The 24,918-nt window shown below is 61.0% G+C and carries 28 protein-coding genes and 1 tRNA gene; 23 read left to right on the forward strand and 6 right to left on the reverse strand.

Features of this window, described 5'->3' with window-relative positions; genetic code table 11:
* The first annotated feature begins 30 nt into the window (after positions 1 to 30).
* The 3 genes from recA to R1W01_RS05135 all read left to right on the forward strand — a co-directional run bounded on the left by recA (position 31) and on the right by R1W01_RS05135 (position 4,312).
* Positions 31 to 1,113, forward strand: coding sequence for a recombinase RecA (recA, locus tag R1W01_RS05125; protein WP_243612860.1), 1,083 nt, complete (start codon positions 31 to 33; stop codon positions 1,111 to 1,113).
* Positions 1,114 to 1,273: 160 nt separating this feature from the next.
* Positions 1,274 to 3,946 (forward strand): alanine--tRNA ligase, encoded by a 2,673-nt coding sequence (alaS, locus tag R1W01_RS05130; protein ID WP_297759116.1) that lies wholly within the window; start codon positions 1,274 to 1,276, stop codon positions 3,944 to 3,946.
* Positions 3,947 to 4,024: 78 nt separating this feature from the next.
* Entirely contained in the window at positions 4,025 to 4,312 is a 288-nt protein-coding gene (locus tag R1W01_RS05135; protein ID WP_243612858.1) for a DUF1330 domain-containing protein, read from the forward strand.
* A gap of 111 nt (positions 4,313 to 4,423) precedes the next feature.
* On the opposite strand, the gene typA is transcribed toward R1W01_RS05135, so the two are convergent.
* The 6 genes from typA to R1W01_RS05165 form a co-directional block, all read right to left on the reverse strand.
* Complete coding sequence (typA, locus tag R1W01_RS05140) at positions 4,424 to 6,244, reverse strand: translational GTPase TypA (RefSeq protein ID WP_243612857.1); 1,821 nt, start codon at positions 6,242 to 6,244, stop codon at positions 4,424 to 4,426.
* Positions 6,245 to 6,304: 60 nt separating this feature from the next.
* A complete protein-coding gene (locus R1W01_RS05145; RefSeq protein WP_243612856.1) occupies positions 6,305 to 6,640 on the reverse strand; it encodes a DMT family transporter in 336 nt (111 codons plus the stop codon).
* Positions 6,641 to 6,706: 66 nt separating this feature from the next.
* On the reverse strand, positions 6,707 to 7,327 hold the full coding sequence (locus R1W01_RS05150) for a YitT family protein (RefSeq protein WP_297759107.1): 621 nt from the start codon (positions 7,325 to 7,327) through the stop codon (positions 6,707 to 6,709).
* Between the two features lie 116 nt (positions 7,328 to 7,443).
* Positions 7,444 to 8,025: an HD domain-containing protein gene (locus tag R1W01_RS05155; RefSeq protein WP_297759105.1), complete on the reverse strand. Its 582-nt coding sequence runs from the start codon at positions 8,023 to 8,025 to the stop codon at positions 7,444 to 7,446.
* Positions 8,022 to 8,252 (reverse strand): hypothetical protein, encoded by a 231-nt coding sequence (locus R1W01_RS05160; protein ID WP_243612853.1) that lies wholly within the window; start codon positions 8,250 to 8,252, stop codon positions 8,022 to 8,024. Before R1W01_RS05160 ends, R1W01_RS05155 begins: the two co-directional genes overlap by 4 nt.
* Positions 8,253 to 8,261: 9 nt before the next feature.
* The gene (locus R1W01_RS05165; protein WP_297759101.1) at positions 8,262 to 8,918 is read right to left on the reverse strand and encodes an alpha/beta hydrolase; all 657 of its coding nucleotides are present in this window, start codon (positions 8,916 to 8,918) and stop codon (positions 8,262 to 8,264) included.
* 158 nt (positions 8,919 to 9,076) lie between these two features.
* On the opposite strand from R1W01_RS05165, the gene R1W01_RS05170 reads away from it, so the two are divergent.
* The 20 genes from R1W01_RS05170 to R1W01_RS05265 all read left to right on the forward strand — a co-directional run bounded on the left by R1W01_RS05170 (position 9,077) and on the right by R1W01_RS05265 (position 24,829).
* Entirely contained in the window at positions 9,077 to 9,538 is a 462-nt protein-coding gene (locus R1W01_RS05170; protein ID WP_243612851.1) for an Rrf2 family transcriptional regulator, read from the forward strand.
* Positions 9,535 to 10,578 (forward strand): cysteine desulfurase family protein, encoded by a 1,044-nt coding sequence (locus tag R1W01_RS05175; protein WP_297759098.1) that lies wholly within the window; start codon positions 9,535 to 9,537, stop codon positions 10,576 to 10,578. The genes R1W01_RS05170 and R1W01_RS05175 overlap by 4 nt, the downstream gene beginning before the upstream one ends.
* Before the next feature lie 17 nt (positions 10,579 to 10,595).
* Entirely contained in the window at positions 10,596 to 12,119 is a 1,524-nt protein-coding gene (gene sufB, locus R1W01_RS05180) for a Fe-S cluster assembly protein SufB (protein ID WP_243612849.1), read from the forward strand.
* A gap of 30 nt (positions 12,120 to 12,149) precedes the next feature.
* Positions 12,150 to 12,356, forward strand: a complete 207-nt coding sequence (locus tag R1W01_RS05185; RefSeq protein ID WP_243612848.1) for a hypothetical protein — start codon at positions 12,150 to 12,152, stop codon at positions 12,354 to 12,356.
* Positions 12,353 to 12,673 carry a heavy metal-binding domain-containing protein gene (locus tag R1W01_RS05190; RefSeq protein WP_297759093.1) on the forward strand — a complete coding sequence of 107 codons (321 nt, stop codon included), beginning with the start codon at positions 12,353 to 12,355 and terminating at the stop codon, positions 12,671 to 12,673. Before R1W01_RS05185 ends, R1W01_RS05190 begins: the two co-directional genes overlap by 4 nt.
* Positions 12,674 to 13,285, forward strand: coding sequence for a hypothetical protein (locus R1W01_RS05195; RefSeq protein ID WP_243612846.1), 612 nt, complete (start codon positions 12,674 to 12,676; stop codon positions 13,283 to 13,285). It abuts the gene before it with no gap.
* 45 nt (positions 13,286 to 13,330) lie between these two features.
* Positions 13,331 to 14,086, forward strand: coding sequence for a Fe-S cluster assembly ATPase SufC (gene sufC, locus R1W01_RS05200; RefSeq protein ID WP_297759090.1), 756 nt, complete (start codon positions 13,331 to 13,333; stop codon positions 14,084 to 14,086).
* Positions 14,086 to 15,381, forward strand: coding sequence for a Fe-S cluster assembly protein SufD (gene sufD, locus R1W01_RS05205; RefSeq protein WP_297759087.1), 1,296 nt, complete (start codon positions 14,086 to 14,088; stop codon positions 15,379 to 15,381). Before sufC ends, sufD begins: the two co-directional genes overlap by 1 nt.
* Entirely contained in the window at positions 15,381 to 15,866 is a 486-nt protein-coding gene (locus R1W01_RS05210) for a YIP1 family protein (protein WP_243612843.1), read from the forward strand. The genes sufD and R1W01_RS05210 overlap by 1 nt, the downstream gene beginning before the upstream one ends.
* The gene (locus R1W01_RS05215; protein ID WP_243612842.1) at positions 15,863 to 16,444 is read left to right on the forward strand and encodes a Yip1 family protein; all 582 of its coding nucleotides are present in this window, start codon (positions 15,863 to 15,865) and stop codon (positions 16,442 to 16,444) included. The genes R1W01_RS05210 and R1W01_RS05215 overlap by 4 nt, the downstream gene beginning before the upstream one ends.
* On the forward strand, positions 16,444 to 17,664 hold the full coding sequence (locus R1W01_RS05220; RefSeq protein ID WP_297759083.1) for a cysteine desulfurase: 1,221 nt from the start codon (positions 16,444 to 16,446) through the stop codon (positions 17,662 to 17,664). The genes R1W01_RS05215 and R1W01_RS05220 overlap by 1 nt, the downstream gene beginning before the upstream one ends.
* 120 nt (positions 17,665 to 17,784) lie before the next feature.
* Complete coding sequence (locus R1W01_RS05225) at positions 17,785 to 18,801, forward strand: methyltransferase (RefSeq protein ID WP_297759082.1); 1,017 nt, start codon at positions 17,785 to 17,787, stop codon at positions 18,799 to 18,801.
* A gap of 97 nt (positions 18,802 to 18,898) precedes the next feature.
* Positions 18,899 to 18,975: transfer RNA gene (locus tag R1W01_RS05230), tRNA-Arg, on the forward strand.
* 200 nt (positions 18,976 to 19,175) lie between these two features.
* Positions 19,176 to 20,093, forward strand: a complete 918-nt coding sequence (locus R1W01_RS05235) for a heparin lyase I family protein (RefSeq protein WP_297759079.1) — start codon at positions 19,176 to 19,178, stop codon at positions 20,091 to 20,093.
* A gap of 69 nt (positions 20,094 to 20,162) precedes the next feature.
* Positions 20,163 to 20,729 carry a dTDP-4-dehydrorhamnose 3,5-epimerase gene (gene rfbC / locus R1W01_RS05240; RefSeq protein ID WP_297759078.1) on the forward strand — a complete coding sequence of 189 codons (567 nt, stop codon included), beginning with the start codon at positions 20,163 to 20,165 and terminating at the stop codon, positions 20,727 to 20,729.
* Positions 20,726 to 21,778: a dTDP-glucose 4,6-dehydratase gene (gene rfbB / locus R1W01_RS05245; protein WP_297759075.1), complete on the forward strand. Its 1,053-nt coding sequence runs from the start codon at positions 20,726 to 20,728 to the stop codon at positions 21,776 to 21,778. Before rfbC ends, rfbB begins: the two co-directional genes overlap by 4 nt.
* Entirely contained in the window at positions 21,775 to 22,626 is an 852-nt protein-coding gene (gene rfbD / locus R1W01_RS05250) for a dTDP-4-dehydrorhamnose reductase (RefSeq protein ID WP_297759072.1), read from the forward strand. Before rfbB ends, rfbD begins: the two co-directional genes overlap by 4 nt.
* A complete protein-coding gene (rfbA, locus tag R1W01_RS05255; protein ID WP_297759070.1) occupies positions 22,623 to 23,498 on the forward strand; it encodes a glucose-1-phosphate thymidylyltransferase RfbA in 876 nt (291 codons plus the stop codon). Before rfbD ends, rfbA begins: the two co-directional genes overlap by 4 nt.
* Positions 23,499 to 23,606: 108 nt before the next feature.
* Entirely contained in the window at positions 23,607 to 24,191 is a 585-nt protein-coding gene (locus R1W01_RS05260; RefSeq protein WP_279391765.1) for a sigma-70 family RNA polymerase sigma factor, read from the forward strand.
* Entirely contained in the window at positions 24,188 to 24,829 is a 642-nt protein-coding gene (locus R1W01_RS05265) for a ChrR family anti-sigma-E factor (protein WP_243612834.1), read from the forward strand. Before R1W01_RS05260 ends, R1W01_RS05265 begins: the two co-directional genes overlap by 4 nt.
* Positions 24,830 to 24,918: the final 89 nt, after the last annotated feature.

Genomic DNA, 24,918 nt, shown 5'->3' on the forward strand with positions numbered 1-24,918 from the left:
CGGCGGTCTATGGAATAAGGAAGCGACGCAATGGCAACGGCAGAACTTTTCGAGATGAGCAGCAAGAAATCCGCAGATAAACAAAAGGCGCTCGACAGCGCCCTGGCCCAGATCGAACGCCAGTTCGGCAAGGGCTCCATCATGAAGCTCGGCGCCGACAATCCGGCGCAGGAAATCGAGGCAACATCGACCGGGTCGCTCGGCCTTGATATCGCGCTCGGCATCGGCGGGTTGCCCAAGGGCCGCATCATCGAGATTTATGGTCCTGAAAGCTCGGGCAAGACAACGCTGACGCTGCATTGTATCGCTGAGGAACAGAAAAAGGGCGGCGTCTGCGCCTTTGTCGACGCCGAACACGCGCTCGATCCGCAATATGCCAAGAAGCTTGGCGTTGATCTTGACGAGTTGCTGATCTCGCAGCCCGACACCGGCGAGCAGGCGCTCGAGATCACCGACACGCTGGTCCGCTCTGGCGCGGTCAACATGGTGGTGGTCGACTCGGTCGCCGCGCTGACCCCGAAATCGGAACTCGAAGGCGATATGGGCGATAGCTCGGTCGGGGTTCAGGCCCGTCTGATGAGCCAGGCCATGCGCAAGCTCACCGGCTCCATCGCGCGCTCCAACTGCATGGTGATCTTCATCAACCAGATCCGGATGAAGATCGGCGTCATGTTCGGCAGCCCGGAAACCACGACGGGCGGCAACGCGCTCAAGTTCTATTCCTCCGTGCGCCTCGATATCCGTCGGATCGGCGCGATCAAGGACCGCGACGAGGTTGTCGGCAATGCCACCCGCGTCAAGGTCGTCAAGAACAAGGTCGCACCGCCTTTCAAGCAGGTCGAATTTGACATCATGTATGGCGAAGGGATTTCCAAGACGGGCGAGCTTTTGGACCTTGGGGTCAAGGCGGGCGTCGTCGAAAAATCCGGCTCGTGGTATAGCTATGGCGATGAACGCATCGGCCAAGGCCGCGAGAACGCCAAGGGTTTCCTCAAGGAAAACAAGAAAGTGGCCTATGAGATCGAAGACAAGATCCGCGCCGCGCACGGGCTTGATTTCGACATGCCCGAAGGGGTCGAGGACAATGACTCGTTGATGGAAGACGAGGCCTGAGCCTCTCGCCTGCGACACTGACAAGGGCCGTCCCGTTCAGCGGGGCGGCCTTTTCTTTGGCGGCACCGCTCTGGCGCGGTGCAAGTGCTGTGGACAGGGGCGTTTGAGGGGAGTAAACCCCCTTGAAACGCCTTGAAAACACACGCGAGAGACGCCGCACATGCCAAGCCTGAACGACATCCGGTCGACCTTTCTCAACTATTTTGCCAAGCAGGGTCACGAGGTCGTGCCGTCGAGCCCGCTCGTGCCGCGCAATGACCCGACGCTGATGTTCGTGAACTCGGGCATGGTCCAGTTCAAGAACTGCTTTACCGGGGTCGATAAGCGCGACTATGTGCGCGCCACCACGGCGCAGAAATGCGTGCGCGCCGGGGGCAAGCACAACGACCTCGACAATGTCGGCTATACCGCGCGTCACCACACATTCTTCGAGATGCTCGGCAACTTTTCCTTTGGTGACTATTTCAAGGAAGAGGCGATCCCGTTTGCATGGGAGCTCATCACCAAGGAATTCGATATTCCGAAAGAGAAGCTCTACACGACCGTCTACCATACCGATGACGAGGCGTTTGAAATCTGGAAAAAGGTCGGTGTGCCCGAAGACCGGATCATCCGCATCGCGACCTCCGACAACTTCTGGCAGATGGGCCCGACCGGTCCTTGCGGTCCCTGCACCGAGATTTTCTATGACCACGGTGATCATATCTGGGGTGGCCCTCCGGGCAGCCCGGAAGAGGATGGCGACCGGTTCATCGAAATCTGGAACATCGTTTTCATGCAGAACGAACAGTTCGAGGACGGCTCTATGGTCGATCTCGACATGCAGTCGATCGACACCGGCATGGGGCTGGAACGGATTGGCGCGCTTCTGCAAGGCAGCCATGACAACTATGACACCGACCTGTTTAAATCGCTGATCGAGGCGTCGGCGGGCGTGACCTCGACCGATCCGTTTGGCGACAAGAATGTGCATCATCGGGTGATCGCGGATCACCTGCGTTCGACCTCGTTCCTGATTGCCGATGGCGTGATGCCGTCCAATGATGGCCGTGGCTATGTGCTGCGCCGGATCATGCGGCGCGCCATGCGACACGCGCATCTTCTTGGTGCGAAAGACCCGGTCATGCATCAACTCGTTCCGTCGCTCGTAAGCCAGATGGGGCAAGCCTATCCGGAACTTGGTCGCGCGCAGGCATTGATTGAAGAGACGCTGAAACTTGAAGAAACCCGGTTCAAGCAGACGCTTGATCGCGGTTTGAAGCTTCTGGATGACGAGCTTGACGGGCTGGCCGAAGATGCGCCGCTGCCGGGCGAAGCGGCGTTCAAGCTTTATGATACCTACGGCTTCCCGCTTGACCTGACGCAGGACGCGCTGCGCGAGAAGGGCCGCGCGGTCGATACAGACGGGTTTGACGCGGCCATGGCCGAGCAGAAAGCCAAGGCGCGCGCCGCCTGGTCCGGATCGGGCGATGCGGCGGACAATGCGATCTGGTTCGACATTGCCGAAGAGCAGGGTTCGAGCGAATTCCTCGGCTACGACACCGAAAGCGCCGAGGGGCAGGTCGTTGCGATCATCGCCGATGGCGCGCGGGTGGATACGCTTGCCGAGGGGGGCGAAGGCTGGCTGGTGATGAACCAGACGCCGTTTTATGGCGAATCCGGGGGCCAAGTTGGCGATACCGGCATCGTGAGCCGCCTTGAGAACCGCGACGAGGTTGCCAATGTCGCGGACACGCAGAAATTCGCGGATGGCAAGCTTTTGGCGCATAAGGTCACGGTTGCGCGCGGCACCATTTCCAAGGGCGATCCGGTGCTGATGGAGGTTGACCATAGCCGCCGTGGCGCGATCCGGGCGAACCACTCGGCGACGCACCTGTTACATGAGGCGCTGCGCGAGACGCTTGGCGATCACGTGGCACAGCGCGGCTCGCTCAATGCGGCCGACCGCCTGCGCTTTGACTTCAGCCATGCCAAGGCGCTTTCGGCCGAGGAAATTCACAAGGTTGCGACCGATGTGAACGCCTATATTCGCCAGAACAGCGCGGTGGAAACCCGGATCATGACGCCGGACGACGCGCGCGAGATCGGGGCGCAGGCACTCTTTGGCGAGAAATACGGCGACGAGGTGCGGGTCGTGTCCATGGGGCGCGCCAATACCGGCAAGGGGTTCGATGGTAACACCTATTCGATCGAGCTTTGTGGCGGCACACATGTGAAACAGACCGGCGATATCGGCGTGTTTGTCCTTCTGGGCGATAGCGCGTCTTCGGCGGGTGTGCGCCGGATCGAGGCGCTGACGGGCGAGGCGGCCTTTGCCTATCTTGAGGATCAGGCCAACCGCATGGCTGAGGTTGCGGCGACGCTCAAGGCGCAGCCGGCGGATGTCGCGGATCGACTGAAGGCGCTTCTGGATGAACGCAAGTCGCTTCAAAACGAGGTCGCGCAGTTGCGCCGCGAGCTGGCGATGGCCGGTGGCGCGGGGCAGGGCGGCGGCGCAGAGGCGAAGGACGTGAACGGCGTCAAATATTTCGCCCAGCTTCTGACCGGCGTGTCCGGCAAAGACCTGCGCCCGCTCATCGACGAGCACAAGACCCGCCTTGAGAGCGGCGCGGTGCTGCTTATCGCCGATGATGGCGGTAAGGTTGCCGTGGCTGCGGGCGTGACCGATGACCTGACCGATACCGTCTCGGCGGTCGATCTCGTCAAGGCGGCGGTTGAGGCGCTTGGCGGCAAGGGCGGCGGTGGCCGTCCCGACATGGCGCAGGGCGGCGCAAAGGACTCGACCAATTCAGATGCGGCCATTGCCGCTGCCGAGGCGGTGATCGCTGGCTGACCATTTGGTCAATAAGGGCTTGGGTTTTCCGGCAGGGGATTTACACTGTCGGAAAATCTCTAACTCGGAGGATACCCGATGCCCGCACTCTGGATCGCCCATGTGACCGTGACCGACGCCGAGGCCTATGGCAAATATGCCGAATTGGCCGGACCGGCGATTGCCAAACATGGCGGGCATTTCATTGCCCGCGGTGGCCGTTTCGTACAGCTTGAGGGACAGGAACGGCCGCGCAATGTCGTGGCGCGGTTCCCGAGCGTCGAGGCGGCGGTCGACTGCTACAATAGCGACGACTACCAACAAGCGTTGAGCCATGCGCGCGATGCTTCTGAGCGTGAGCTCATGGTTGTGGAAATAAACGAATAAACAACGCCTTACACGGCAACAATAAAGCCCCGGATCATTGATCCGGGGCTTTTTCATGGTGTCACTTTTTCTAGAAAAGAGGCCAGAGGCAGACTCTTCTAGAAGATTTTCTTATCCCTGCGCCTTCGACATGCGCTTGCGTTCGTGCGGGTCGAGATAGCGTTTGCGCAGGCGGATGCTGTTCGGGGTGACTTCGACAAGCTCGTCATCGTTGATATAGGCGATGGCCTCTTCGAGGCTAAGCGTCATCGGCGTCGTCAGGCGCACCGCTTCGTCCGTGCCAGAGGCGCGCACGTTGGTGAGCTTCTTGCCCTTGAGCGGGTTCACCTCGAGGTCATTTTCACGGCTGTGTTCGCCGATGATCATGCCCTGATAGACCTTCTCCTGTGCGCCGATCATCATCTTGCCGCGATCTTCGAGGTTCCAGAGTGCGTAGGCCACGGCCTCGCCGTCTTCCATCGAGATCAGCACGCCAGCGCGACGGCCCGGGATCGCGCCCTTATAGGGGGTCCAGCCGTGGAACACGCGGTTGAGAACACCGGTGCCGCGCGTGTCGGTGAGGAATTCGCCGTGATAGCCGATCAACCCGCGCGACGGCACATGGGCGATGATGCGGGTCTTGCCTGCGCCTGCGGGGCGCATCTCGACAAGCTCGCCTTTGCGTGCGCCGGTGAGTTTTTCGATCACTGCGCCGGAATATTCGTCGTCCACGTCGATGGTGGCCTCTTCGACCGGCTCCATCTTCTGGCCGTCTTCTTCGCGCATGATGACCTGCGGGCGCGAAATCGAAAGCTCAAAACCTTCGCGGCGCATGTTCTCGATCAGAACGCCCATCTGGAGTTCGCCACGGCCCGAAACCTCAAAAGCCTCGCCGCCCGGCGTGTCGGCGATCTTGATTGCGACGTTGGATTCGGCCTCTTTGTAGAGGCGGTCGCGGATCACGCGGCTCTGAACCTTTTTGCCATCACGGCCCGCAAGGGGGCTGTCGTTGATGCCGAAGGTGACGGTGATCGTCGGCGGGTCGATCGGCTGTGCCTCAAGCGGCGTATCGACGGCCAGCGCACAGATCGTATCGGCCACGGTTGCCTTGGACATGCCCGCGATGGACACGATGTCGCCGGCCTGAGCTTCTTCGATGTCTTGTTGGGCAAGGCCACGGAAGGCTTGGATCTTGGTGACGCGGAATTGCTCGATCTTCTGGCCAATGCGCGAGATCGCCTGCACCGTCGCGCCAACCTTGAGCGTGCCGCTCTCGACGCGGCCGGTCAGGATGCGGCCCACGAAGGGATCCGAGCCAAGCGTCGTCGCCAGCATACGGAAATCGTCTTTTTGGTGCGCGACCTGTTTCGGCGCGGGCACGTGGTTCACGATGAGGTTGAACAGCGCGTGCAGGTCTTTGCGCGGCCCGTCCAGCTCGGCATCGGCCCAGCCATTGCGGCCCGAGGCATACATATGCGGGAAGTCGAGCTGATCTTCGTTGGCATCGAGCGAGGCGAAGAGGTCAAAACACTCGTCCAGCGCGCGGTCGGGTTCGGCGTCGGGCTTGTCGACCTTGTTGAGGACCACAATCGGGCGCAGGCCAAGCGCCAGCGCCTTGGAGGTCACGAATTTGGTCTGCGGCATCGGGCCTTCGGCGGCATCGACGAGCAGGACAACGCCATCGACCATCGACAGGATGCGCTCGACTTCGCCGCCGAAATCGGCGTGGCCGGGGGTGTCGACGATGTTGATCCGCGTGTCTTTCCACTCGACCGAGGTCGGCTTGGCGAAAATGGTGATCCCGCGTTCGCGCTCGAGATCATTGCTGTCCATGGCCCGTTCGGCCACTTCCTGGTTTTCGCGAAACGCGCCGGACTGTTTCAGAAGCTCATCGACAAGGGTCGTCTTGCCGTGGTCAACGTGCGCGATAATCGCAATATTACGAAGGTCCATCAGATATGCCTTTCCTGTTCGAGCTTCGCCTATAGCGCGGACACGGAAAAGGCTAGCCCCTTAATGGCCTGCGCTTTCGGAAAACAGGTTAATGACCACAATGCCGCACAGGATCAGCCCGATGCCGAGGATCGCGGGCAGGTCGAGTCGCTGTTGAAAGGCAAAATAGCCGATAATGGCGACAAAGACGATGCCGAGGCCGCACCAGATCGCATACATGATGCCGACCGGCAGTGTCTTGAGTGTGAGGCTCAGGAGGTAGAAGGAAATCGCGTATCCGATGACAACGATCACCGAGGGCCAAAGCCGGGTAAACTGCTGGCTTGCATGAAGCGCCGAGGTGGCGATGGTCTCGCTTAGAACGGCGAGCATAAGAATGGCATAGACCTTGGCCATGGCGCGTCTCCCGTCGGGTCTGAGACGGTCCTAGCCTGTCGCGGCCTTTGGCGCAATCCGCAGGCTCTAGCGCGCGATATAGCGGTCGCGGCGGTGGTTGGTGAGGATCACGAGATTGGTGACTGCGGCGCCGATGAGCGCATAGACCACCGTCACCAGCGGAAAGAGGGCAAGGGCGAGGGCAAAGACGCAAACGTCAAAGCCAAGCTGCACCTTGCCCGCCTTGATACCGCGCGTGTCCTGAAGCCAGACCGCGACAATCCCGACCCCGCCAAGCGTGGCGCCGTGGCGAAACAGGATGAGAAGGCCTGCACCCGCGCTCACCCCGCCGAGGACCGCACCAGCCAGCGGATGCAGAAAGGCAAAGCTCATGCCCTGCGGCAAAAGGAAGGTCCAGCCGGTGAGGATCGCGACCGCGGCAAAGGTTTTGAGCGTGAAGACAAGGCCCATCCGGTAGATCGCGACCGCGTAGAAGGGCAGGTTGATGAGGAAGAACACCACACCGAAACTCCAGCCGCCCCAATAAGAGACGAGGAGCGAGAGGCCCGCGACCTGTCCGGTGATGAGGTCGGAGGCTTGCAGGAACTGCACCGAGAGCGCCATGAGAAGCGTGCCGGTGACGAGGCCCTGAAGGTCTTCGAACTTCGAATGCCGATCGGCGGGGGGTGTTTCGAGAAGAAATGCCATGCGCCCGGTTCTTACCGCGCGGGCCAGGTTTGTCCAGAAGGCGCGGCGTCACACGGCTGCTGCCAAGTGTCGCGCTTTAGGAGTGATCATTAGGCAGTTGAAAAGGTGAGGTATTTCTACCTGTTGTCCGCAAACCATGCCCGCACACGGCGCTGGATATGATCCCAAAGTGCAGGCGCGCCGCGCTTGACCTTGGTGCCGACGCGGGCCTCGAGTTGCTCTTCGGTCACGTCATATTCGATCCACGATCCGCCGCCGGTCATCAGATTGCCATGGCAGGGCTGCGCCCGGTCGATCGCACGGGCAAAGATCGCGTCGTCGCTTTCGCCTGCTTCGAATTCATCCCAGAGCGCGCGCAACTCCGCGCCCTGATCCTCGGGCAAGAGCGCAAAGAGGCGGTCCGCCGCGGCGATTTCCTCGGCCTCTTTCGCTGCCGCGTCATGGGCGCCATGAATGGGGGTGTCGCCGGCGTCGATTTCGACCAGATCATGCAAAAGAAGCATGCGGATCACCCGGTCGATATTGACGGGGCGGTTGGCATGTTCGGCAAGGATCATCGCGTAGAGCGCGATATGCCAGCTATGCTCGGCAGAGTTTTCCTTACGCGACCGGTCCAGAAGCGTTGAGGCGCGCAGCACGGATTTCAGTCGGTCGGCCTCGTCGAGGAAGGCAAGCTGTGCGTCGAGCCGGTCGCTCATCGCTTGAGCTCGAATCCCTTGGCCTTGAGCCGGTCCTCAAGCTGTTTGCGGGCGCGTTCCTCGGCGGTATGGACGCGCACCGCCGTCATGAAGGCCTCATGCAGGGTCGAGGACGTGGCCTCGATGGTGTTGGTGATGTCCTGAATGAGTTGCAGATCGCCTGTGGCTTTCTGCGCTTCGATCACGTCGAGGGCAAGGCGGTTGGCGATATCGTCGTAATAGGCCATGCCGCTCCCTTAGCGCGAGGTTTCGGTCAGGCGGCGTTTGACGTAGTCCGTCACATTGCCCACCATCGTGTCCATGTAGTCTTCGGTTTCAAAGAAATGCCCGGCGCCGTCGATCTGTTCGTGGGTGATCGTGATGCCTTTCTGCTCGTGCAGCTTGCTCACCAGAGCTTCCGTATCCGCCGGGGGCGCAACGCGGTCGGCGGTGCCGTTGATGATAAGGCCCGAGGACGGGCAGGGCGCGAGGAACGAGAAATCGTACATGTTCGCAGGCGGTGCGACCGAGATGAATCCGGTGATCTCGGGGCGACGCATCAAGAGCTGCATGCCGATCCAAGCCCCAAAGGAGAACCCAGCCACCCAGCAATGCTTGGAGTTGGTGTTCATCGACTGAAGGTAGTCCAGCGCCGAGGCCGCATCCGAGAGCTCTCCGACGCCTTGGTCGTATTCGCCCTGGCTCCGGCCGACACCGCGGAAATTAAACCGCAGCACGGTAAAGCCCATGTTGAAAAACGCGTAGTGCAGGTTATAGACAACCTTGTTGTTCATGGTCCCGCCAAATTGCGGGTGCGGATGGAGCACGATGGCAATTGGTGCGTCCTTTTCCTTTTGCGGATGGTAGCGGCCTTCAAGCCGTCCTTCGGGTCCGGGAAAAATCACCTCGGGCATGGGCGTCCGTGTCTCCTGCGCGTCGTGCCGAGTCTATTCTTGACGAATATGCTTGGTCACTTTAGAACAATTCTAACTTGGCCGGTTTTCACCGGTTGCGGTGCAAGCGATGTATGCCTTGCGACGCGCAACGTCAATCTATTCGCGGGGGGTGCCGCATGAAACTTTCAACCAAAGGGCGTTATGCTGTCGTTGCGCTGGCCGATATCGCGCTGCAGAAAGGCGACAAGCTGGTGACGCTGGCCGAGATTTCCGGACGCCAGAACATCTCGTTGCCCTACCTTGAACAGTTGTTCGTAAAATTGCGTCGTGCCGCGCTTGTGGATTCGGTGCGCGGCCCGGGGGGCGGGTATCGACTTGCGCGCCCGGCGTCGGAAATTCGCATCGTTGATGTGCTTGCGGCGGTCGATGAAACCGTCTCGGCGCTGCATACCGGCGCAGGGGCGACGGGCGGCTCGTCCGGCTCGCGCGCGCAGTCACTGGCCAACCGTCTTTGGGAAGGGCTTTCGGCGCATGTATATGTGTTCCTGCATCAGACGCGCCTGTCGGATGTGATTGAGAACGATCTCGCGCCGTGCCCGGCGATCCCGAACATTTTTGCCGTGGTGGATGCCGATTGATGCGGACCTATCTCGACCATAACGCCACGGCGCCGCTGCGCGCAGAGGCCCGCGCCGCGATGATCGCGGCGATGGATGTGGTCGGGAATCCGTCGTCTGTTCATGCCGAGGGCCGTGCGGCCAAGGCCCTGCTTGAGAAGGCCCGCGCCGAAATCGCGACCGCCTTTGGCGCGGACGGCGCGGATGTGGTCTTTACCTCCGGCGCGACCGAGGCGGCGGCATTGGCACTTGCGGGGCGGGGCCTGCATGGCGGCGGGATCGAGCATGATGCGGTGGATGCGTGGATCACGGATGATCTTGCCGTTGACGGGCAGGGTCAGGTGCAGGTCACCGATCCGGGCCAGACCGCGCTGCAACTCGCCAATTCCGAGACCGGCGTGGTGCAAACCCTGCCCGAGGGCCTTGCCGTGAGCGATATGACGCAGGGCTTTGGCAAGCTGCCGGTGGCCTTTAATTGGTCCGGTGCGACCATGGCGCTCGCCTCGGCGCATAAGATTGGCGGTCCCAAGGGGATTGGCGCGCTCATCGTCAAGCGCGGCACCGATCTCGCGGCCCAGCTCAAGGGCGGTGGGCAGGAGATGGGCCGCCGTGCAGGCACCGAGAATATCCTCGGCGCGGCCGGCTTTGCCGCCGCTGCGACGGCTGCGGCGCGCGATCTGGCCGATGGGGTTTGGGATGAGGTTGCATCCTTGCGTGATTTGCTGGAAGACACCCTTGCAGCCGAGGCAGATGGCACCATTTTCGTAGGGAAGGGCGCAACGCGCCTGCCGAACACGCTCTGCCTCGCGACTCCGGGTTGGAAAGGCGAGACACAGGTGATGCAGATGGATCTTGCGGGCTACGCGATTTCTGCGGGCTCTGCCTGTTCCAGCGGAAAAGTGCGGGCAAGCCGGGTCTTGCGCGCGATGGGATATGACGAGGCCACGGCGGCTGGCGCAATTCGCGTCTCGCTTGGCCCCGAGACGAAGCAACAGGACGTGCTCGGCTTTGCAGAAGCCTGGCTTGAACGTCTCAGGAAACACCGCGCCCGCGCGGCGTAAGCGAACAGGAGAACACCATGGCCAGTATGGACCAGACGCAAGTCAAGGAAGGGGTCGACCAGGAAACCGTCGACGCCGTGCGCGAAGTCGGTGGCAAATACAAATACGGCTGGGAAACCGAGATCGAGATGGAATATGCCCCGAAAGGGCTGACCGAGGATATCGTGCGCCTCATCTCGGACAAGAACGAAGAGCCGGAGTGGATGACCGAATGGCGCCTTCAGGCCTATCAACGCTGGGTGCAGCTCAAAGAGCCGGACTGGGCGATGCTCGATTACCCCGAGGTCGATTTCCAGGACCAGTATTACTATGCCCGTCCCAAGAGCATGGAAGAAAAGCCGAAATCCCTCGACGAGGTCGATCCCAAGCTTCTCGCGACCTATGAAAAGCTTGGTATTCCGCTCAAGGAACAGATGATCCTTGCCGGTGTCGAAGGCGCCGATGCCGCGCCCGCAGAGGGCCGCAAGGTTGCCGTCGATGCGGTGTTCGATTCCGTTTCGGTTGGCACCACCTTCCAGAAAGAGCTTCAGGAGGCGGGCGTGATCTTTTGCTCGATCTCCGAGGCGATCAAAAACCACCCGGAGCTTGTGAAGAAATACCTCGGCTCGGTCGTGCCGGTGTCGGACAACTTCTATGCGACGCTGAACTCGGCCGTGTTCTCGGATGGCTCGTTCGTCTATGTGCCGCCGGGCGTGCGCTGTCCGATGGAGCTTTCGACCTATTTCCGCATCAACGCCGAGAACACCGGCCAGTTTGAGCGCACGCTCATCATCGCCGACAAGGGCTCTTACGTGTCCTATCTCGAAGGCTGCACCGCGCCCCAGCGCGACACCTCGCAGCTTCACGCCGCAGTGGTGGAAATCATCATCGAGGAAGATGCCGAGGTGAAATACTCCACCGTTCAGAACTGGTATCCCGGCGACGAGAACGGCAAGGGCGGTATCTACAACTTCGTCACCAAACGCGCCGATTGCCGCGGTGATCGGGCCAAGGTGATGTGGACGCAGGTCGAAACCGGCTCTGCCGTGACTTGGAAATACCCGTCCTGCATCCTGCGCGGTGACGAGAGCCAGGGCGAGTTCTACTCGATCGCCATCACCAACAACCACCAGCAGGCCGATACCGGCACCAAGATGACCCACCTTGGCAAGAACACCAAGAGCCGGATCGTCTCTAAGGGCATCTCGGCGGGTAAGTCGCAAAATACCTATCGCGGTCTCGTGTCGATGCACCCCAAGGCCAAGGAGAGCCGCAACTATACCCAATGCGACTCGCTTCTCATTGGTGACAAATGCGGGGCGCACACGGTGCCGTATATTGAGATCCGCAACAACTCGTCGCGTTGTGAACACGAGGCGACCACGTCCAAGGTGGATGACGAGCAGATGTTCTACTGCCGCCAGCGGGGCATGGACGAGGAAGAAGCCGTGGCGCTCATCGTCAACGGCTTTGCCAAGGAAGTGCTTCAGGCGCTGCCCATGGAATTCGCCATGGAAGCCCAGCAACTTGTGGCGATCTCGCTCGAAGGGTCCGTCGGCTAAAAGGGCCCCAACCTGCGGGAAAGGAAGATCATGGAAACCCTCCACCACTTGATGCAGCAATCGGCAGGCATTGGCGCGGGCGTCACGCTCGGCGCGCTTGTCGGGCTGTCCATTGCCAAGAAACGCGGCAACTCCAAGGCGTTGGTGGCGGATTCCGTGTTCATCACCGCGGCGCTTGTCGGCTTTCTTGCCATGGCGGTGCATATGCTCGTCACCTACCTGGGGTTTGGCCAATGATCGTCACCACCACCAACAGCATCGAGGGCCACACCATCACCGCCTACCGTGGCATCGTTGTGGGCGAGGCGATCATGGGGGCCAATGTGGTCCGTGATGTGTTTGCCCAGATCACCGATATTGTCGGTGGTCGTTCCGGCGCTTATGAGAGCAAGCTTCAGGACGCCCGCGACACGGCCCTGCGTGAGCTTGAAGAGCGCGCCACGGCGGTCGGGGCCAATGCCGTGGTCGGTGTTGATCTCGACTATGAGGTGGTCGGCCAGTCCATGTTGATGGTGTCAGCGAGCGGCACCGCCGTGAGCGTGGAGAAGATCTAGATGGCGCCCAAGGATAACACTCCAGAGATCATCGACCGCCCGCAACTCACCTTTCCGAAGGACGTTGCCGATTGGGTGCGTGGTCACTATGAGGCCGCGAATGTCATCCTTGAATACGGCTCCGGCGGCTCGACCGTCATGGGCTCCGAGATGGAAGGCAAACGCATCTTCTCGGTCGAGTCCAGCAAACACTGGTGTGCCATGATGCAGCGTTATTTCGATCATGCGGGCATGACGTCGCCAGTGACGCTGCACTATTCCAATATCGGCAAGGTCGGCAAATGGGGCAAACCCGAAAATGAAACCGCTTGGCGCAAGTATCACCGCTACCCGAACGGTATCTGGGATCTCGAGGGGTTCGAGGCCCCGGATCTTGTGCTCGTGGATGGGCGGTTCCGGCCTGCGTGCTTTGTCACCACGATGCTCAGGACCGAGAAGCCCGTGACGCTCTTGTTCGACGATTATGTCGGTCGGCGACAGTATACGCGGGTCGAACGCTGGCTCGAACCGGTAGAAATCAAGGGCCGCATGGCCCGTTTTGACATCACCCCAACAGACCTCCCGCGAAAGGATCTGACCGAGATTCTGACGCTTTATACGAAATCCTTCTGACGGCTGCTCCGATAGCAGCACAGTAAACGCGCGAAAGGCAGAAATATGCTTGAGATCAAAGGCCTGAAGGTCAAACTTGAAGAAGAGGACAAGCAAATCCTCAAAGGCGTCAACCTCACAGTCGAGGCTGGCAAGGTGCATGCGATCATGGGCCCGAATGGCTCGGGTAAATCGACGCTGTCCTATGTGCTCTCGGGCCGTGACGGCTATGAGGTGACGGGCGGCGAAGCGTCGCTTGAGGGCGAAGACCTGCTCGACATGGAGCCGGAAGAGCGCGCCGCGGCGGGCCTTTTCCTGGCGTTCCAATACCCGGTTGAAATTCCCGGCGTCGGCAACATGACCTTCCTGCGCACCGCGGTGAACGCACAACGCAAGGCGCGCGGCGAAGACGAGATCAGCGCCGGCGATTTCCTCAAGCTCATCCGCGAGAAAGCCAAGACGCTCAAGATTGACGCCGAGATGCTCAAGCGTCCGGTCAATGTCGGCTTTTCCGGCGGTGAGAAGAAACGCAACGAGATTCTTCAGATGGCGATGCTCGAGCCGAAGATGTGCATCCTCGACGAGACCGACTCGGGCCTCGACGTGGACGCAATGAAGCTTGTCTCCGAAGGTGTGAACGCGCTGCGCGATGCGGGCCGTGGCTTCCTTGTCATCACCCACTACCAGCGTCTTCTCGACCACATCAAACCGGACGTTGTGCACATCATGGCCGATGGCCGCATCGTCAAAACCGGTGGCCCCGAGCTCGCGCTTGAGGTGGAACAGAACGGGTATGCCGACATTCTTGCGGAGACCGCGTGATGGCTGCCGTGACGCAACAGAAAATGGACGCCACCGAAGCGCGCCTTGCAACGCTTGACCTTCCCGAGTCCGCGCCTTGGCTTGCCGAAGCGCGCGAAGCCGCTCTGGCGCGCGTGCGGGCCGCTGGTCTGCCGGGACGCCGGGACGAGTATTGGAAATACACCCGTCCCGACACGCTGATCCAACCCGAAGCCCCCACGGCGGCGGTGTTCGATCATGGCGAAGAGGCGCCGGTGTTCGATACGGTCGATCGTCTCAAGGTCGTCTTTGTCGATGGCGTCTTCAGCAGTGACCTCTCTGACCCGCTCGAGGGCGAGGGCTTTACCATCGAACGCCTGAGCGACGTGGCTGATAAGGACATTCACTGGGCCAAAGACCTTTATGGCACGCTTGAAACCAACGGTCAGGATCCGGTCAAGCGCCCGCTCGCGGCGCTCAACACCGCCTTTGCCTATGATGGTGTCGTGATCCGCGTCACCGGCAAGGTCTCGCGCCCTGTGAGCCTGATTTATGTCCATGAATCAGAGGTTTCTGATGCGATGCTCCACCACGTGATCAAGCTTGAGGAAGGTGCGGATTTCACCCTTCTCGAGAATGGTCCGGCGGCGGCGCGTTTCAACAAGGTGCTTGAGGTGGATGTGGCCGACAAGGCAGGCTTTCATCATGTGCGCGCCCAAGGTCGCGATCATGAACGCCGCGCTGTGACGCATATCTTTGGTCGTCTCGGCGCCGAAAGCACGTTCAAATCCTTCACCCTGACGGTCAACGGCCAGATGACGCGCAACGAAGCGATCCTCGAACTCACGGGCGATGACGCGGTGGCCCATGTGGCAGGCGCCTGTCTTGGTGACGGTGATTTCCATCACGACGACACGGTGTTCATCACCCATGACGCCGAGAATTGCGAAAGCCGTCAGGTCTATAAAAAGGTGCTGCGCAACGGTGCGACCGGCGTGTTCCAGGGCAAGATCCTCGTCAAGAACAAGGCCCAGCGCACCGACGGCTACCAGATCAGCCAATCGCTCCTTCTCGACGACGATAGCCAGTTCTACGCCAAGCCAGAGCTTGAGATCTACGCCGATGACGTGGCCTGTTCGCACGGCTCCACCTCGGGCGCGATCGACGATGAGGCGCTGTTCTACCTGCGCTCGCGCGGTCTTCCCGAAGGCATCGCCACCGACCTTCTGACGCTCGCCTTCCTTGCCGAAGCGGTTGAGGAAATCGAGGACGAGGCGCTGGCCGAAGAGATCGTGTCGCGTCTCGATGCGTGGCTCACGCGGCGGCGCAAGGGCTGATGTCGGTTCTGCGCGACATCGCGGTCAGCTATCGTGGACCGCAGCCTGTCGTGGCACGTCATCTCGCCACGGGCGCGCGCGAAGACCGCGCGCTCGTGATCCTCATGGCGGCCTGTGTGGTGTTCTTCATCTCGAGTTGGCCGCGTCTTGCGCGCATTGCGCATCTTGAAGACAAAGAGCTGAACCCGCTCTTGGGCGGCTCGCTGCTCGGCTGGATCTTCATCGCGCCCTTGGCCTTCTATACGCTCTCGTGGCTCCTTGGGGTGATCCTCGGGGTTCTGGGCTGGAAAGGCGGAGGCTATGGCAGTCGCATCGCGCTTTTCTGGGCCTTGCTGGCGGCGTCGCCGCTCGTGCTTCTGAACGGTCTTGTGGCGGGGTTTGCCGGTCCGGGACTCGCGCTGAGTGTCGTCGGTCTGATCTGGATTCTTGTCTTCGGATGGTTCTGGATCGCAGGGCTTCAACAAGCAGGGAGAACACCGGCATGATGGATTTCGCCAAGAACCTGTTTCGCGAAACGATCTTTGACCCGGCCGGGGCAGGGCGGCGCATCGTGGCGCTTGATATCGCGCCCAACACGGGCTGGATGCTGCTAGGCCTCGCCACGGTTCTGAACACGCTTTTGTTCTTTGCCATGAGCGCCATGTTCCCGGCGCCCAACGCCATGCCCTTTGTTTTTCTGAGCGTGCCTTGGCGCGTTGCCCTGACGATGTTCGTTGCGGTGGCGATGTCTGTTGTCGCGCTCTACTGGAGCGGTCGTATCCTCGACGGCAAGGCGCGCTTTGGTGACATTCTGGCCATGATCGCCTGGCTTCAGATCATGCGCGTCGCGGTGCAGGTGGTGACGATTGTCCTGAGCCTCGTTGCCCCCTTCATCGGCGCGCTATTGGCCTTCGGGGCGGGAATCTACGGCATCTGGATCTTGATCCAGTTCGTCAATGTCGCCCAAGCCTATGCTTCTATCGGCAAGGCGGTGATGAACGTGATCCTGACCATGGTGGCCCTTGTCATGATGCTTTCCCTCACGCTCTCGTTTCTGGGCGTGGCGGTGACTGGAGTGAACTGATGTATGACATCGCGAAAATCCGCGCCGATTTCCCGATCCTCTCGCGTGAGGTCAACGGCAAGCCCTTGGTCTATCTCGACAATGGGGCCTCGGCGCAAAAACCGCAGGTGGTGATCGACGCGATCACCAATGCCTATGCCAACGAATATGCCAATGTGCATCGCGGGCTGCATTACCTGTCGAACCTTGCGACCGACAAATATGAGTCCGTGCGCGGCACCATCGCGCGCTTTCTCAATGCCGCGAGCGAAGATGAGATCGTGCTCAACTCCGGCACCACCGAGGGGATCAACATGGTCGCCTATGGCTGGGCCATGCCGCGCATGGAGCCGGGCGATGAGATCGTGCTTTCGGTGATGGAACACCACGCCAATATCGTGCCCTGGCATTTCCTGCGCGAACGCCAAGGCGTTGTGCTCAAGTGGGTCGACGTGGATGCCACGGGTGCGCTTGATCCGCAGGCCGTGATCGACGCCATCGGCCCCAAGACAAAGCTTGTCGCCGTGACTCAGTGCTCCAACGTGCTTGGCACGATGGTCGACGTAAAGGCGATTGCAGCAGGCGCCCATGCCAAGGGCGTGCCGGTCCTCGTCGATGGGTCGCAAGGCGCGGTGCACGCGCCCGTCGATGTGCAGGATCTCGACTGCGATTTCTATGCCATCACCGGGCACAAGCTCTATGGTCCCTCCGGCTCTGGCGCGATCTATTGCAAATCCGAGCGCATGGCCGAGATGCGCCCCTTCCTTGGCGGTGGCGACATGATCAAGGAAGTCTCCAAGGACGCTGTGGTCTATAACGACCCGCCAATGATGTTCGAGGCTGGCACGCCGGGCATCGTTCAAACCATCGGCCTTGGCGTCGCGCTCGATTACATGATGGATCTCGGGATGGCGAACATCGCCGCGCATGAGGCGGGGTTGCGCGACTATGCCATGCAGCGTCTCACCGGCCTCAATTGGCTTCAGGTGCAGGGGACGACCTCTGACAAGGCGGCGATCTTTTCCTTCACGCTCGACGGGGCAGGGCATCCGCACGACATCTCGACCATTCTTGACAAGAAGGGCGTTGCAGTGCGCGCGGGCCACCATTGCGCCGGTCCCCTGATGGATCACTTGGGCGTTTCGGCCACCTGCCGCGCCTCTTTCGGCCTCTACAACACGACCGAAGAGGTCGACACGCTGATCGACGCGCTTGAACTGGCGCACGAGCTTTTCGCCTGATTTGCCGCGAAAACGGGCGTTCAGCCTGACATGACGTCAGAAAGCGACTTCTTCATGTCGCTTTCTGGCCATTCTCACCTGCGGCGGCTAGTCTCCGGCTAAATCAGCAAGGAGACCAGTATGACCGCCCTGACCACCGCCGACCAGATTTCCGATATCGCCTTCGGGTTCATGGGATCCAAGGCGCTTTTCGCGGCGCTTGAGGCGGATACCTTTTCGCAGCTCTCCGAGAAGGGACCAATGAGCGCGCGGGAACTGGCCAATTTCGTCCCCCTCGATGCCGACCGCGCCGAGACGCTTCTGACGGCACTGGCGGGGCTTGGCCTTGTGACGGTAGAGGCAGGCAAGTTCGCCAATGGTCCGGCGGCGGAGATGTTCCTTGTGAAGGGCGCGAAATACGATTTTGGCGACTACCTGCGCCTACAGGTGGGGCGCCAGATGTATGGCCTTCTCGACCAGATTGATGATGCGCTGATGAACCGTCTGCCGCCCGAGGCGACGGCCTCCTATGCGGAATGGTTCTCGGACCCAGACGAGGCGCGGCTCTACTCGGCCTCGCAACATGCGGGTTCCCTCGGCCCGGCGCGCCAACTTGTGAAGTCGATGGACCTTTCTGGCGCCAAGACCATGCTCGACGTGGGCGGCGGCACCGGGGCCTTTGCCATCACGCTTTGTCACGCGGTCGAAGGGCTTTCCGCGACCATCGTCGATTTTCCCAACGTGGCCGCGCTTGGCCGGGATTATGTCGCCGAGGCAGGCCTCTCCGAGCGGATTTCCTACATTGAGGGCAACGCGCTCGAGACCGACTGGCCGGGCGGGCAAGACCTGATCCTGATGTCTTATCTCTTCTCCGGCGTGCCCGGTGAAACCCATGATCGCCTCTTGGCGCAGGCCTATGCCTGTCTCAACCCCGGCGGGCGGCTCCTCGTGCATGATTTCGTCGTCGAGGAAAGCCGCGACGGCCCCAAGCTCGCCGCGCTCTGGCAGCTTCAACACACCGCCTTTACCCCACGCGCCGTCTCGCTTGATAAGGGCTGGCTCAAGGCGGCTCTGACCGAGAAAGGGTTTGATGGGGTAAGTGTCTCGGAAATGATCCCCGAGATGACCATGCTCGCCGTCGGCCAGAAGCCCGGCTGACCAAGGCCACGCCGCGCCCTGTGCGCCGGAAACCCCAACCAGGCGTGATTTTTCCGATTGCGGCAGCGCGCGCCTCTGGATATACCCCGCCCAAGACGCACCTTTAGCTCAGCTGGATAGAGCGCTGCCCTCCGAAGGCAGAGGCCAGAGGTTCGAATCCTCTAAGGTGCGCCACTTTTCTCTTATACTGTTGATGTGTTTCGGACTTTTTCGCGCCTTGAAACGTGGCGCGCGTTCGGCGGGAGCGCCTGTTTCCCTAACGCCCCCCGATGCGCCCGAGCTGGCGGGCCGTTTCACGGATTGCGAGAAACTTGTGCGCTTCTGGTCCGATGCCTAAAGTCAGGACCAGTGATTTCGACGAGGTATTGATAGACATGAGACGTGTTCTTGCTTCTGCAGCGATCATCACTGCCATGGCGCTTCCGGCCATCGCAGCGGATAACGGCAAATCCATTCTTGGCATGACCCGAATAGAAAAAGAGGTCAGTGCAAACAAGCGATACGGTTTTACGCGTATCCGCGAGCACACACGTCTTGGTCGGCGTGCTCAACGGTTTGAGCTTCGCCATGGCGACTGTGGTGGCAATAAATACTGGGACGATTGCACCAATGATCGTCAGCGCGTTGAGCGCAAGGAAGACCCCAAGAACCGTATTCAACGCGTCGGTCAGCAGGTTTGGTACGGGTGGTCCTTCTTCTTGCAATCGGACTTTGTTGATGTTGGACCCGCGAATACCACCCTGGGCCAAATGAAGATGCAGGGATGGCGCACGCCGCTTTGGCATTTCAACATGCGCGACGGCAAGGCGATGATGTGGTTCGGGGATGAGGGCGGTTGTACGGTCGGACGTGTCTCAAGGCTACGCGGCAAATGGATCGATGTGACGATCTTTGCCGATTATAGCCTCTCGCCCAAGGGACCGAGTTTTCTCATGTATCTGGATGGCAAACAGGTTTGTCGTCGGTCACGCACCATGGTCACCCAGCGCATGCTCAATGAAAGCAAGGGAAAGCTTTATCTCAAGTATGGCGTCTACAATAGCTATGTGAGCCGTTGGCTCGATCGCCGCAAGACGCAGGCCGTCTCGGCAAAGGCGTTCAACGACAATCATGCCGTAAGCACCGGTGGCAGCAAGACATCCAAGAGCGCAGCATCGCAGCCGTTCAACTACGAATGGGGGGTCGAGTTGCCAACACAAGTCGTGTTCTACGATGAGATGCGATTTGGCGGCAGCCGCGAAGCTGTCGATGTGCGCATGATCGAAGAAAGAGGTGGAAAGCCTGTCGACTAGGGCGGATCAAAACCATGGCCCGGCGCGGCAAAGGGCGTTACACCTTGGGAAAACCGTGGAAGAGCAGCTATGGACCATGAAGAGACGACGCTTCCCGGCGTTCTCCTGATCACGCCGCGCCGGTTTGGCGATCATCGCGGGGTCTTTGCCGAAACCTATAGCCGTCGCGCCTATCGCGAGATCGGCATCGACCTCGAGTTCGTGCAGGACAACCATTCCCTCTCTACCGACGTGGGGACGGTGCGCGGCCTGCATTTTCAGGCGCCACCCCATGCGCAGGCCAAGCTCGTGCGTTGTGGGCGCGGAGCAATCTTCGATGTGGCCGTTGATATCCGGCAGGGAAGTCCGACCTACGGCCAATGGGTCGGCTATGAGCTCAGCGCCGAGACGGGCGCGCAGCTTTTCATCCCGGCTGGGTTCGCCCACGGTTTCGCCACGCTCCAGCCAAATAGCGAAATCGTCTATAAATGCTCGGACTATTACGCGCCCGAGACCGAAGGCGCACTTCTGTGGAACGATCCGGCGCTTGGCATCGACTGGCCGCTTTCGGGCGACGCGACCTTAAGCGACAAGGACGCCGTCGCGCCTCCGCTGGCCGATCTGCAAAGCCCCTTCAGATGGGAGGGCGCGGTATGAAGATTCTTGTGACGGGCGGGGCGGGGTTCATCGGCTCCGCTGTGGTGCGCCTTGCCGTGGCGCGGGGCCATGAGGTCGTCAATCTCGACGCGCTGACCTATGCCGCCTGTCTTGAGAATGTCGCGCCCGTCGCGGATAGCCCGCTCTATGTTTTCGAGAAGGCCGATATCCGCGACCGCGCTGCGCTGGATCGGATCTTCGCCGCCCATCGTCCCGAGGTCGTCATGCATCTGGCCGCGGAATCCCATGTGGATCGCTCGATCGACGGCCCCGCCGCCTTCGTCGACACCAATATCACCGGCACCTACACCATGCTCGAGGCCGCGCGCAGCTACTGGGAGAGGCAGGGGCGACCCGAAGGCTTTCGCTTTCACCATATCTCGACCGATGAGGTCTATGGCTCCCTGCCGCCCGATCCGGCGCAGAAGTTCACTGAAGAGACGCCCTACGCCCCGCGCAGCCCCTATGCTGCCTCCAAGGCAAGCTCGGATCACCTCGTGCGCGCATGGTTCGAGACCTATGGCCTGCCGGTGCTGCTCACCAATTGCTCGAACAACTATGGCCCCTATCATTTCCCGGAAAAGCTTATCCCGGTGGTGATCCTCAACGCGCTCGCAGGCAAGCCGCTGCCGATCTATGGCGATGGCTCCAATATCCGTGACTGGCTTTATGTCGAGGACCATGCCGATGCGCTTTTGCATGTGGTCGAAAAGGGCCGGGTCGGGGAGAGCTACAATATCGGTGGCGAGAATGAGCGCAGCAATCTCGACCTCGTAAAGAGCATTTGCGCGATCCTCGACCGCCTGCGCCCGCGCGCGGATGGCCCTTATGGCGACCTCATCACCTTCGTCGCCGACCGCCCCGGCCATGATGCACGCTATGCGATTGATCCGCACCGGATGCGATCCGAGCTTGGCTGGCGGCCCTCGGTGACGCTGGATGAGGGGCTGGAGCGCACGGTGCAATGGTATCTCGACAATGAGGCCTGGTGGCGTCCGCTCCTAGACCGTAAGGGCGTGGGCGAACGCCTCGGGACGGGCGCGCCATGACGGTGCTCGTCTTTGGTCATGACGGTCAGGTCGCGACCGAATTGCGCCGCTTCCCCGAGGTGGTTGCGCTTTCGCGAACCGAGGCGGACCTGAGCGACCCTGCCGCTTGCGCCGCCGCGATCCGCGCCCATGCGCCGCGCGCCGCTATCAACGCCGCCGCCTATACCGCCGTCGACCGCGCCGAAGAGGACGAGGCGCTTGCGACCATCATCAATGGCGATGCACCGGGGGCTATGGCCGAGGCCTGCGCGGCACTTGATATTCCCTTTGTGCACATCTCGACGGATTACGTTTTCTCTGGCGCAGGCGAGGTGCCGTGGCGGCCGGACGATCCCACTGCGCCGCAAAACGCCTATGGGCGGTCCAAATTGGCGGGCGAGCGTGCGGTTGTCGCCGCAGGCGGGCGCTATGCGATCCTGCGCACCTCTTGGGTGTTCTCGGCGCAGGGGGCGAATTTCGTCAAGACCATGCTGCGCCTGTCGGGCAATCGCGATCGCTTGAGTGTTGTCTCGGACCAGATCGGCGGCCCGACCCCGGCGCGCGCCATTGCCGAAACTTGCATGAGTATCGCAGTGCAATTAGCTGATGATAAAAAGAAAAGCGGCATATATCACCTGAGTGGCGCGCCGGAGGTCAGTTGGTGCGATTTTGCCGAAGCGATCTTTCACTGCGCCGGGCGCGAGGTGGTGCTTACGCCGATCCCGACACGCGACTATCCGACGCCTGCCATGCGCCCATTGAATTCGCGGCTGAACTGTCAGAGCCTCTACGAGGTCTTTGCCATCGCACGGCCCGACTGGCGCGCGGCGTTGGACAGGGTGCTCAAGGAATTGGAGAGCGAAACATGACGCAACGCAAGGGGATCATTCTGGCTGGTGGCTCCGGCACGCGGCTCTACCCGATCACGATGGGCGTCTCGAAACAGCTTTTGCCGATCTATGACAAGCCGATGATCTACTACCCACTCAGCGCGCTGATGCTGGCCGGGATCCGAGAGATTGCGATCATCACCACGCCTCAGGATCAGCAGCAGTTCATCGACACGCTTGGCGACGGGAGCCAGTGGGGCCTTTCGCTAAGCTACATCGAACAGCCAAGCCCCGATGGCCTTGCCCAGGCCTATCTTCTGGCCGAGGAATTCCTCGAGGGCGCGCCTTCGGCGATGGTTTTGGGCGACAATATCTTCTTTGGTCACGGCTTTCCCGAGCTGCTGCAAGAAGCGGATCAGGCAGGCCGGGCGGCGACGGTCTTTGGCTATCGGGTCGCTGATCCGCAACGCTATGGTGTGGTGGATTTCGATGCCGAAGGCAATGTGCGCCACCTTGTCGAGAAACCTGCGACACCGCCCTCGAACTATGCGGTCACGGGGCTTTATTTCCTCGATGGAAGTGCCCCGGAGCGGGCGCGACAGGTTGCACCTTCGGCACGTGGTGAATTGGAGATCACCACACTTCTCGAAAGCTACCTTGCCGACGGCGCGCTATCGGTGCGCATCATGGGACGGGGCTATGCCTGGCTTGATACCGGTACACATGCCTCTTTGCTCGATGCCGGGAACTTTGTCCGAACCCTGACCGAACGCCAAGGCCAACAGGTTGGCTCGCCGGATGAAATCGCCTTCCGCGCGGGCTGGATCAATCGCGCCCACCTGCAAGAGCGCGCTGCCCTGTTTCACAAGAACAGCTATGGGCGATACCTTGAATCCCTCTGTCACGAATGACGCCGCTGCGGAGATTTTCCTCTGACCCACGAATTTGCTTGGCCCGCTGCACCGCGGCGGGCTAGGCTCGGGGGAAGCAATCGGCCGCGCGGGTCTTGATGCGCAGCCATGAAAGACGACACGAGCGTGCCTGACGAAACGACACAAACGCCCACGCAGGAAACAGTATGGATGCTTGCGGTGCGCGATACGCGAGACCGCGAGGCCTTTGCCTGTCTCTTCGATCACTACGCGCCGCGTCTGAAAGGATTCGCGATCCGGGGCGGGGCCAGCGCGGCCGAGGCCGAGGACATTGTGCAGGACGTGATGATCAAGGTCTGGCACCGCGCCCATCAGTTCGATCCCGAACAGGCGCAGGTGTCTGGCTGGATCTACCGTATCGCCCGCAACCAACAGATCGACCGCTTCCGCAAGGAACGCCGTCCCGAACCAGAGATGCTCTTGGCCGAGGAAGACACCGCGCCCGATGCGGGGCAGGTGGTGGCTCTTGAACAAGAGGCCGCGGGCCTGCGCGAGGCGCTTTCCCGGCTCAAACCCGATCAACGCGAGATGGTCGAACGCGCCTATCTCGGCGAGTTGAGCCATAGCGAGATTCAGGCCGAGACCGGGCTACCGCTCGGCACGATCAAGTCGCGGATTCGATTGGCCCTCGACAAACTGCGCCATGAGTTGAAGGATATGCGCCCGTCATGACCGAGATCGCGCACCATATCCCCGACGAGATTCTTGTCGCCTATGCCGCTGGCACCTTGCCGCAGGCTCATGCGGTCGTGGTCGCGGCGCATATCTCGCTCTGTGCTGAATGCCGCGCCGCACTGGCCGCGCATGAGGCCGTTGGCGGCGCGCTTCTCGAGGTCGAAAAGGAAGAGGCCGTCTCGGAAGATCTGCGCAACCGGCTCTTTGATATGCTTGATGCACCTGCGCCCGTCGAACCCGCCCCGCCGCGGCGCAACGGCATCTATCCCGGCCCCGTCGCCGCGCTTCTTGGTCCCGACGGGCAGGCACCGTGGAAATCGCTCGGCTTTGGCGTCAAACAGGCGATCCTGCGCGACACATCCGAGGACTCCTTGCGCCTGCTCTACATCCCTGCCGGCCGTGCGATGCCGGAACACGGCCACAACGGCCTTGAGATGACCCTCGTCCTGCAGGGGAGCTTCTCGGACGAGGAGGGCCGTTTCGGACGCGGCGATGTCGAGATCGGGCATGACGCGCTCGAACATACGCCGGTCGCCGATCCCGGCCCGGATTGCATCTGCCTTGCCGCGACCGATGCGCGCCTGCGCTTCAAGAGCCTTGTGCCGCGCCTGCTTCAGCCATTCTTCCGCATCTGAAGGCGAATCTCGCCCTGTGCGGCGCTTAACATCGCAAAATTGATATATGTCAAAGATGTCTCCCGAGTGTGTGTTTACCTAATGGGAAC

Source organism: Shimia sp. FJ5 (genome assembly GCF_032918335.1).
Taxonomy (GTDB): domain Bacteria; phylum Pseudomonadota; class Alphaproteobacteria; order Rhodobacterales; family Rhodobacteraceae; genus Shimia; species Shimia aestuarii_A.

Excerpts from the sequence above, each read along its gene's own strand:
- typA (WP_243612857.1), bottom strand. The coding sequence starts at position 6,244 with ATGGACCTTCGTAATATTGCGATTATCGCGCACGTTGACCACGGCAAG.
- sufC (WP_297759090.1), top strand. The coding sequence starts at position 13,331 with ATGCTTGAGATCAAAGGCCTGAAGGTCAAACTTGAAGAAGAGGACAAG.
- R1W01_RS05145 (WP_243612856.1), bottom strand. The coding sequence starts at position 6,640 with ATGGCCAAGGTCTATGCCATTCTTATGCTCGCCGTTCTAAGCGAGACC.
- R1W01_RS05155 (WP_297759105.1), bottom strand. The coding sequence starts at position 8,025 with ATGAGCGACCGGCTCGACGCACAGCTTGCCTTCCTCGACGAGGCCGAC.
- R1W01_RS05260 (WP_279391765.1), top strand. The coding sequence starts at position 23,607 with ATGAAAGACGACACGAGCGTGCCTGACGAAACGACACAAACGCCCACG.
- sufD (WP_297759087.1), top strand. The coding sequence starts at position 14,086 with ATGGCTGCCGTGACGCAACAGAAAATGGACGCCACCGAAGCGCGCCTT.
- R1W01_RS05160 (WP_243612853.1), bottom strand. The coding sequence starts at position 8,252 with ATGGCCTATTACGACGATATCGCCAACCGCCTTGCCCTCGACGTGATC.
- sufB (WP_243612849.1), top strand. The coding sequence starts at position 10,596 with ATGGCCAGTATGGACCAGACGCAAGTCAAGGAAGGGGTCGACCAGGAA.
- R1W01_RS05150 (WP_297759107.1), bottom strand. The coding sequence starts at position 7,327 with ATGGCATTTCTTCTCGAAACACCCCCCGCCGATCGGCATTCGAAGTTC.
- rfbD (WP_297759072.1), top strand. The coding sequence starts at position 21,775 with ATGACGGTGCTCGTCTTTGGTCATGACGGTCAGGTCGCGACCGAATTG.
- R1W01_RS05170 (WP_243612851.1), top strand. The coding sequence starts at position 9,077 with ATGAAACTTTCAACCAAAGGGCGTTATGCTGTCGTTGCGCTGGCCGAT.
- R1W01_RS05235 (WP_297759079.1), top strand. The coding sequence starts at position 19,176 with ATGAGACGTGTTCTTGCTTCTGCAGCGATCATCACTGCCATGGCGCTT.
- recA (WP_243612860.1), top strand. The coding sequence starts at position 31 with ATGGCAACGGCAGAACTTTTCGAGATGAGCAGCAAGAAATCCGCAGAT.
- R1W01_RS05225 (WP_297759082.1), top strand. The coding sequence starts at position 17,785 with ATGACCGCCCTGACCACCGCCGACCAGATTTCCGATATCGCCTTCGGG.
- R1W01_RS05195 (WP_243612846.1), top strand. The coding sequence starts at position 12,674 with ATGGCGCCCAAGGATAACACTCCAGAGATCATCGACCGCCCGCAACTC.
- R1W01_RS05215 (WP_243612842.1), top strand. The coding sequence starts at position 15,863 with ATGATGGATTTCGCCAAGAACCTGTTTCGCGAAACGATCTTTGACCCG.
- R1W01_RS05135 (WP_243612858.1), top strand. The coding sequence starts at position 4,025 with ATGCCCGCACTCTGGATCGCCCATGTGACCGTGACCGACGCCGAGGCC.
- R1W01_RS05165 (WP_297759101.1), bottom strand. The coding sequence starts at position 8,918 with ATGCCCGAGGTGATTTTTCCCGGACCCGAAGGACGGCTTGAAGGCCGC.
- alaS (WP_297759116.1), top strand. The coding sequence starts at position 1,274 with ATGCCAAGCCTGAACGACATCCGGTCGACCTTTCTCAACTATTTTGCC.
- R1W01_RS05210 (WP_243612843.1), top strand. The coding sequence starts at position 15,381 with ATGTCGGTTCTGCGCGACATCGCGGTCAGCTATCGTGGACCGCAGCCT.
- rfbB (WP_297759075.1), top strand. The coding sequence starts at position 20,726 with ATGAAGATTCTTGTGACGGGCGGGGCGGGGTTCATCGGCTCCGCTGTG.
- R1W01_RS05190 (WP_297759093.1), top strand. The coding sequence starts at position 12,353 with ATGATCGTCACCACCACCAACAGCATCGAGGGCCACACCATCACCGCC.
- rfbA (WP_297759070.1), top strand. The coding sequence starts at position 22,623 with ATGACGCAACGCAAGGGGATCATTCTGGCTGGTGGCTCCGGCACGCGG.
- R1W01_RS05185 (WP_243612848.1), top strand. The coding sequence starts at position 12,150 with ATGGAAACCCTCCACCACTTGATGCAGCAATCGGCAGGCATTGGCGCG.
- rfbC (WP_297759078.1), top strand. The coding sequence starts at position 20,163 with ATGGACCATGAAGAGACGACGCTTCCCGGCGTTCTCCTGATCACGCCG.
- R1W01_RS05220 (WP_297759083.1), top strand. The coding sequence starts at position 16,444 with ATGTATGACATCGCGAAAATCCGCGCCGATTTCCCGATCCTCTCGCGT.
- R1W01_RS05265 (WP_243612834.1), top strand. The coding sequence starts at position 24,188 with ATGACCGAGATCGCGCACCATATCCCCGACGAGATTCTTGTCGCCTAT.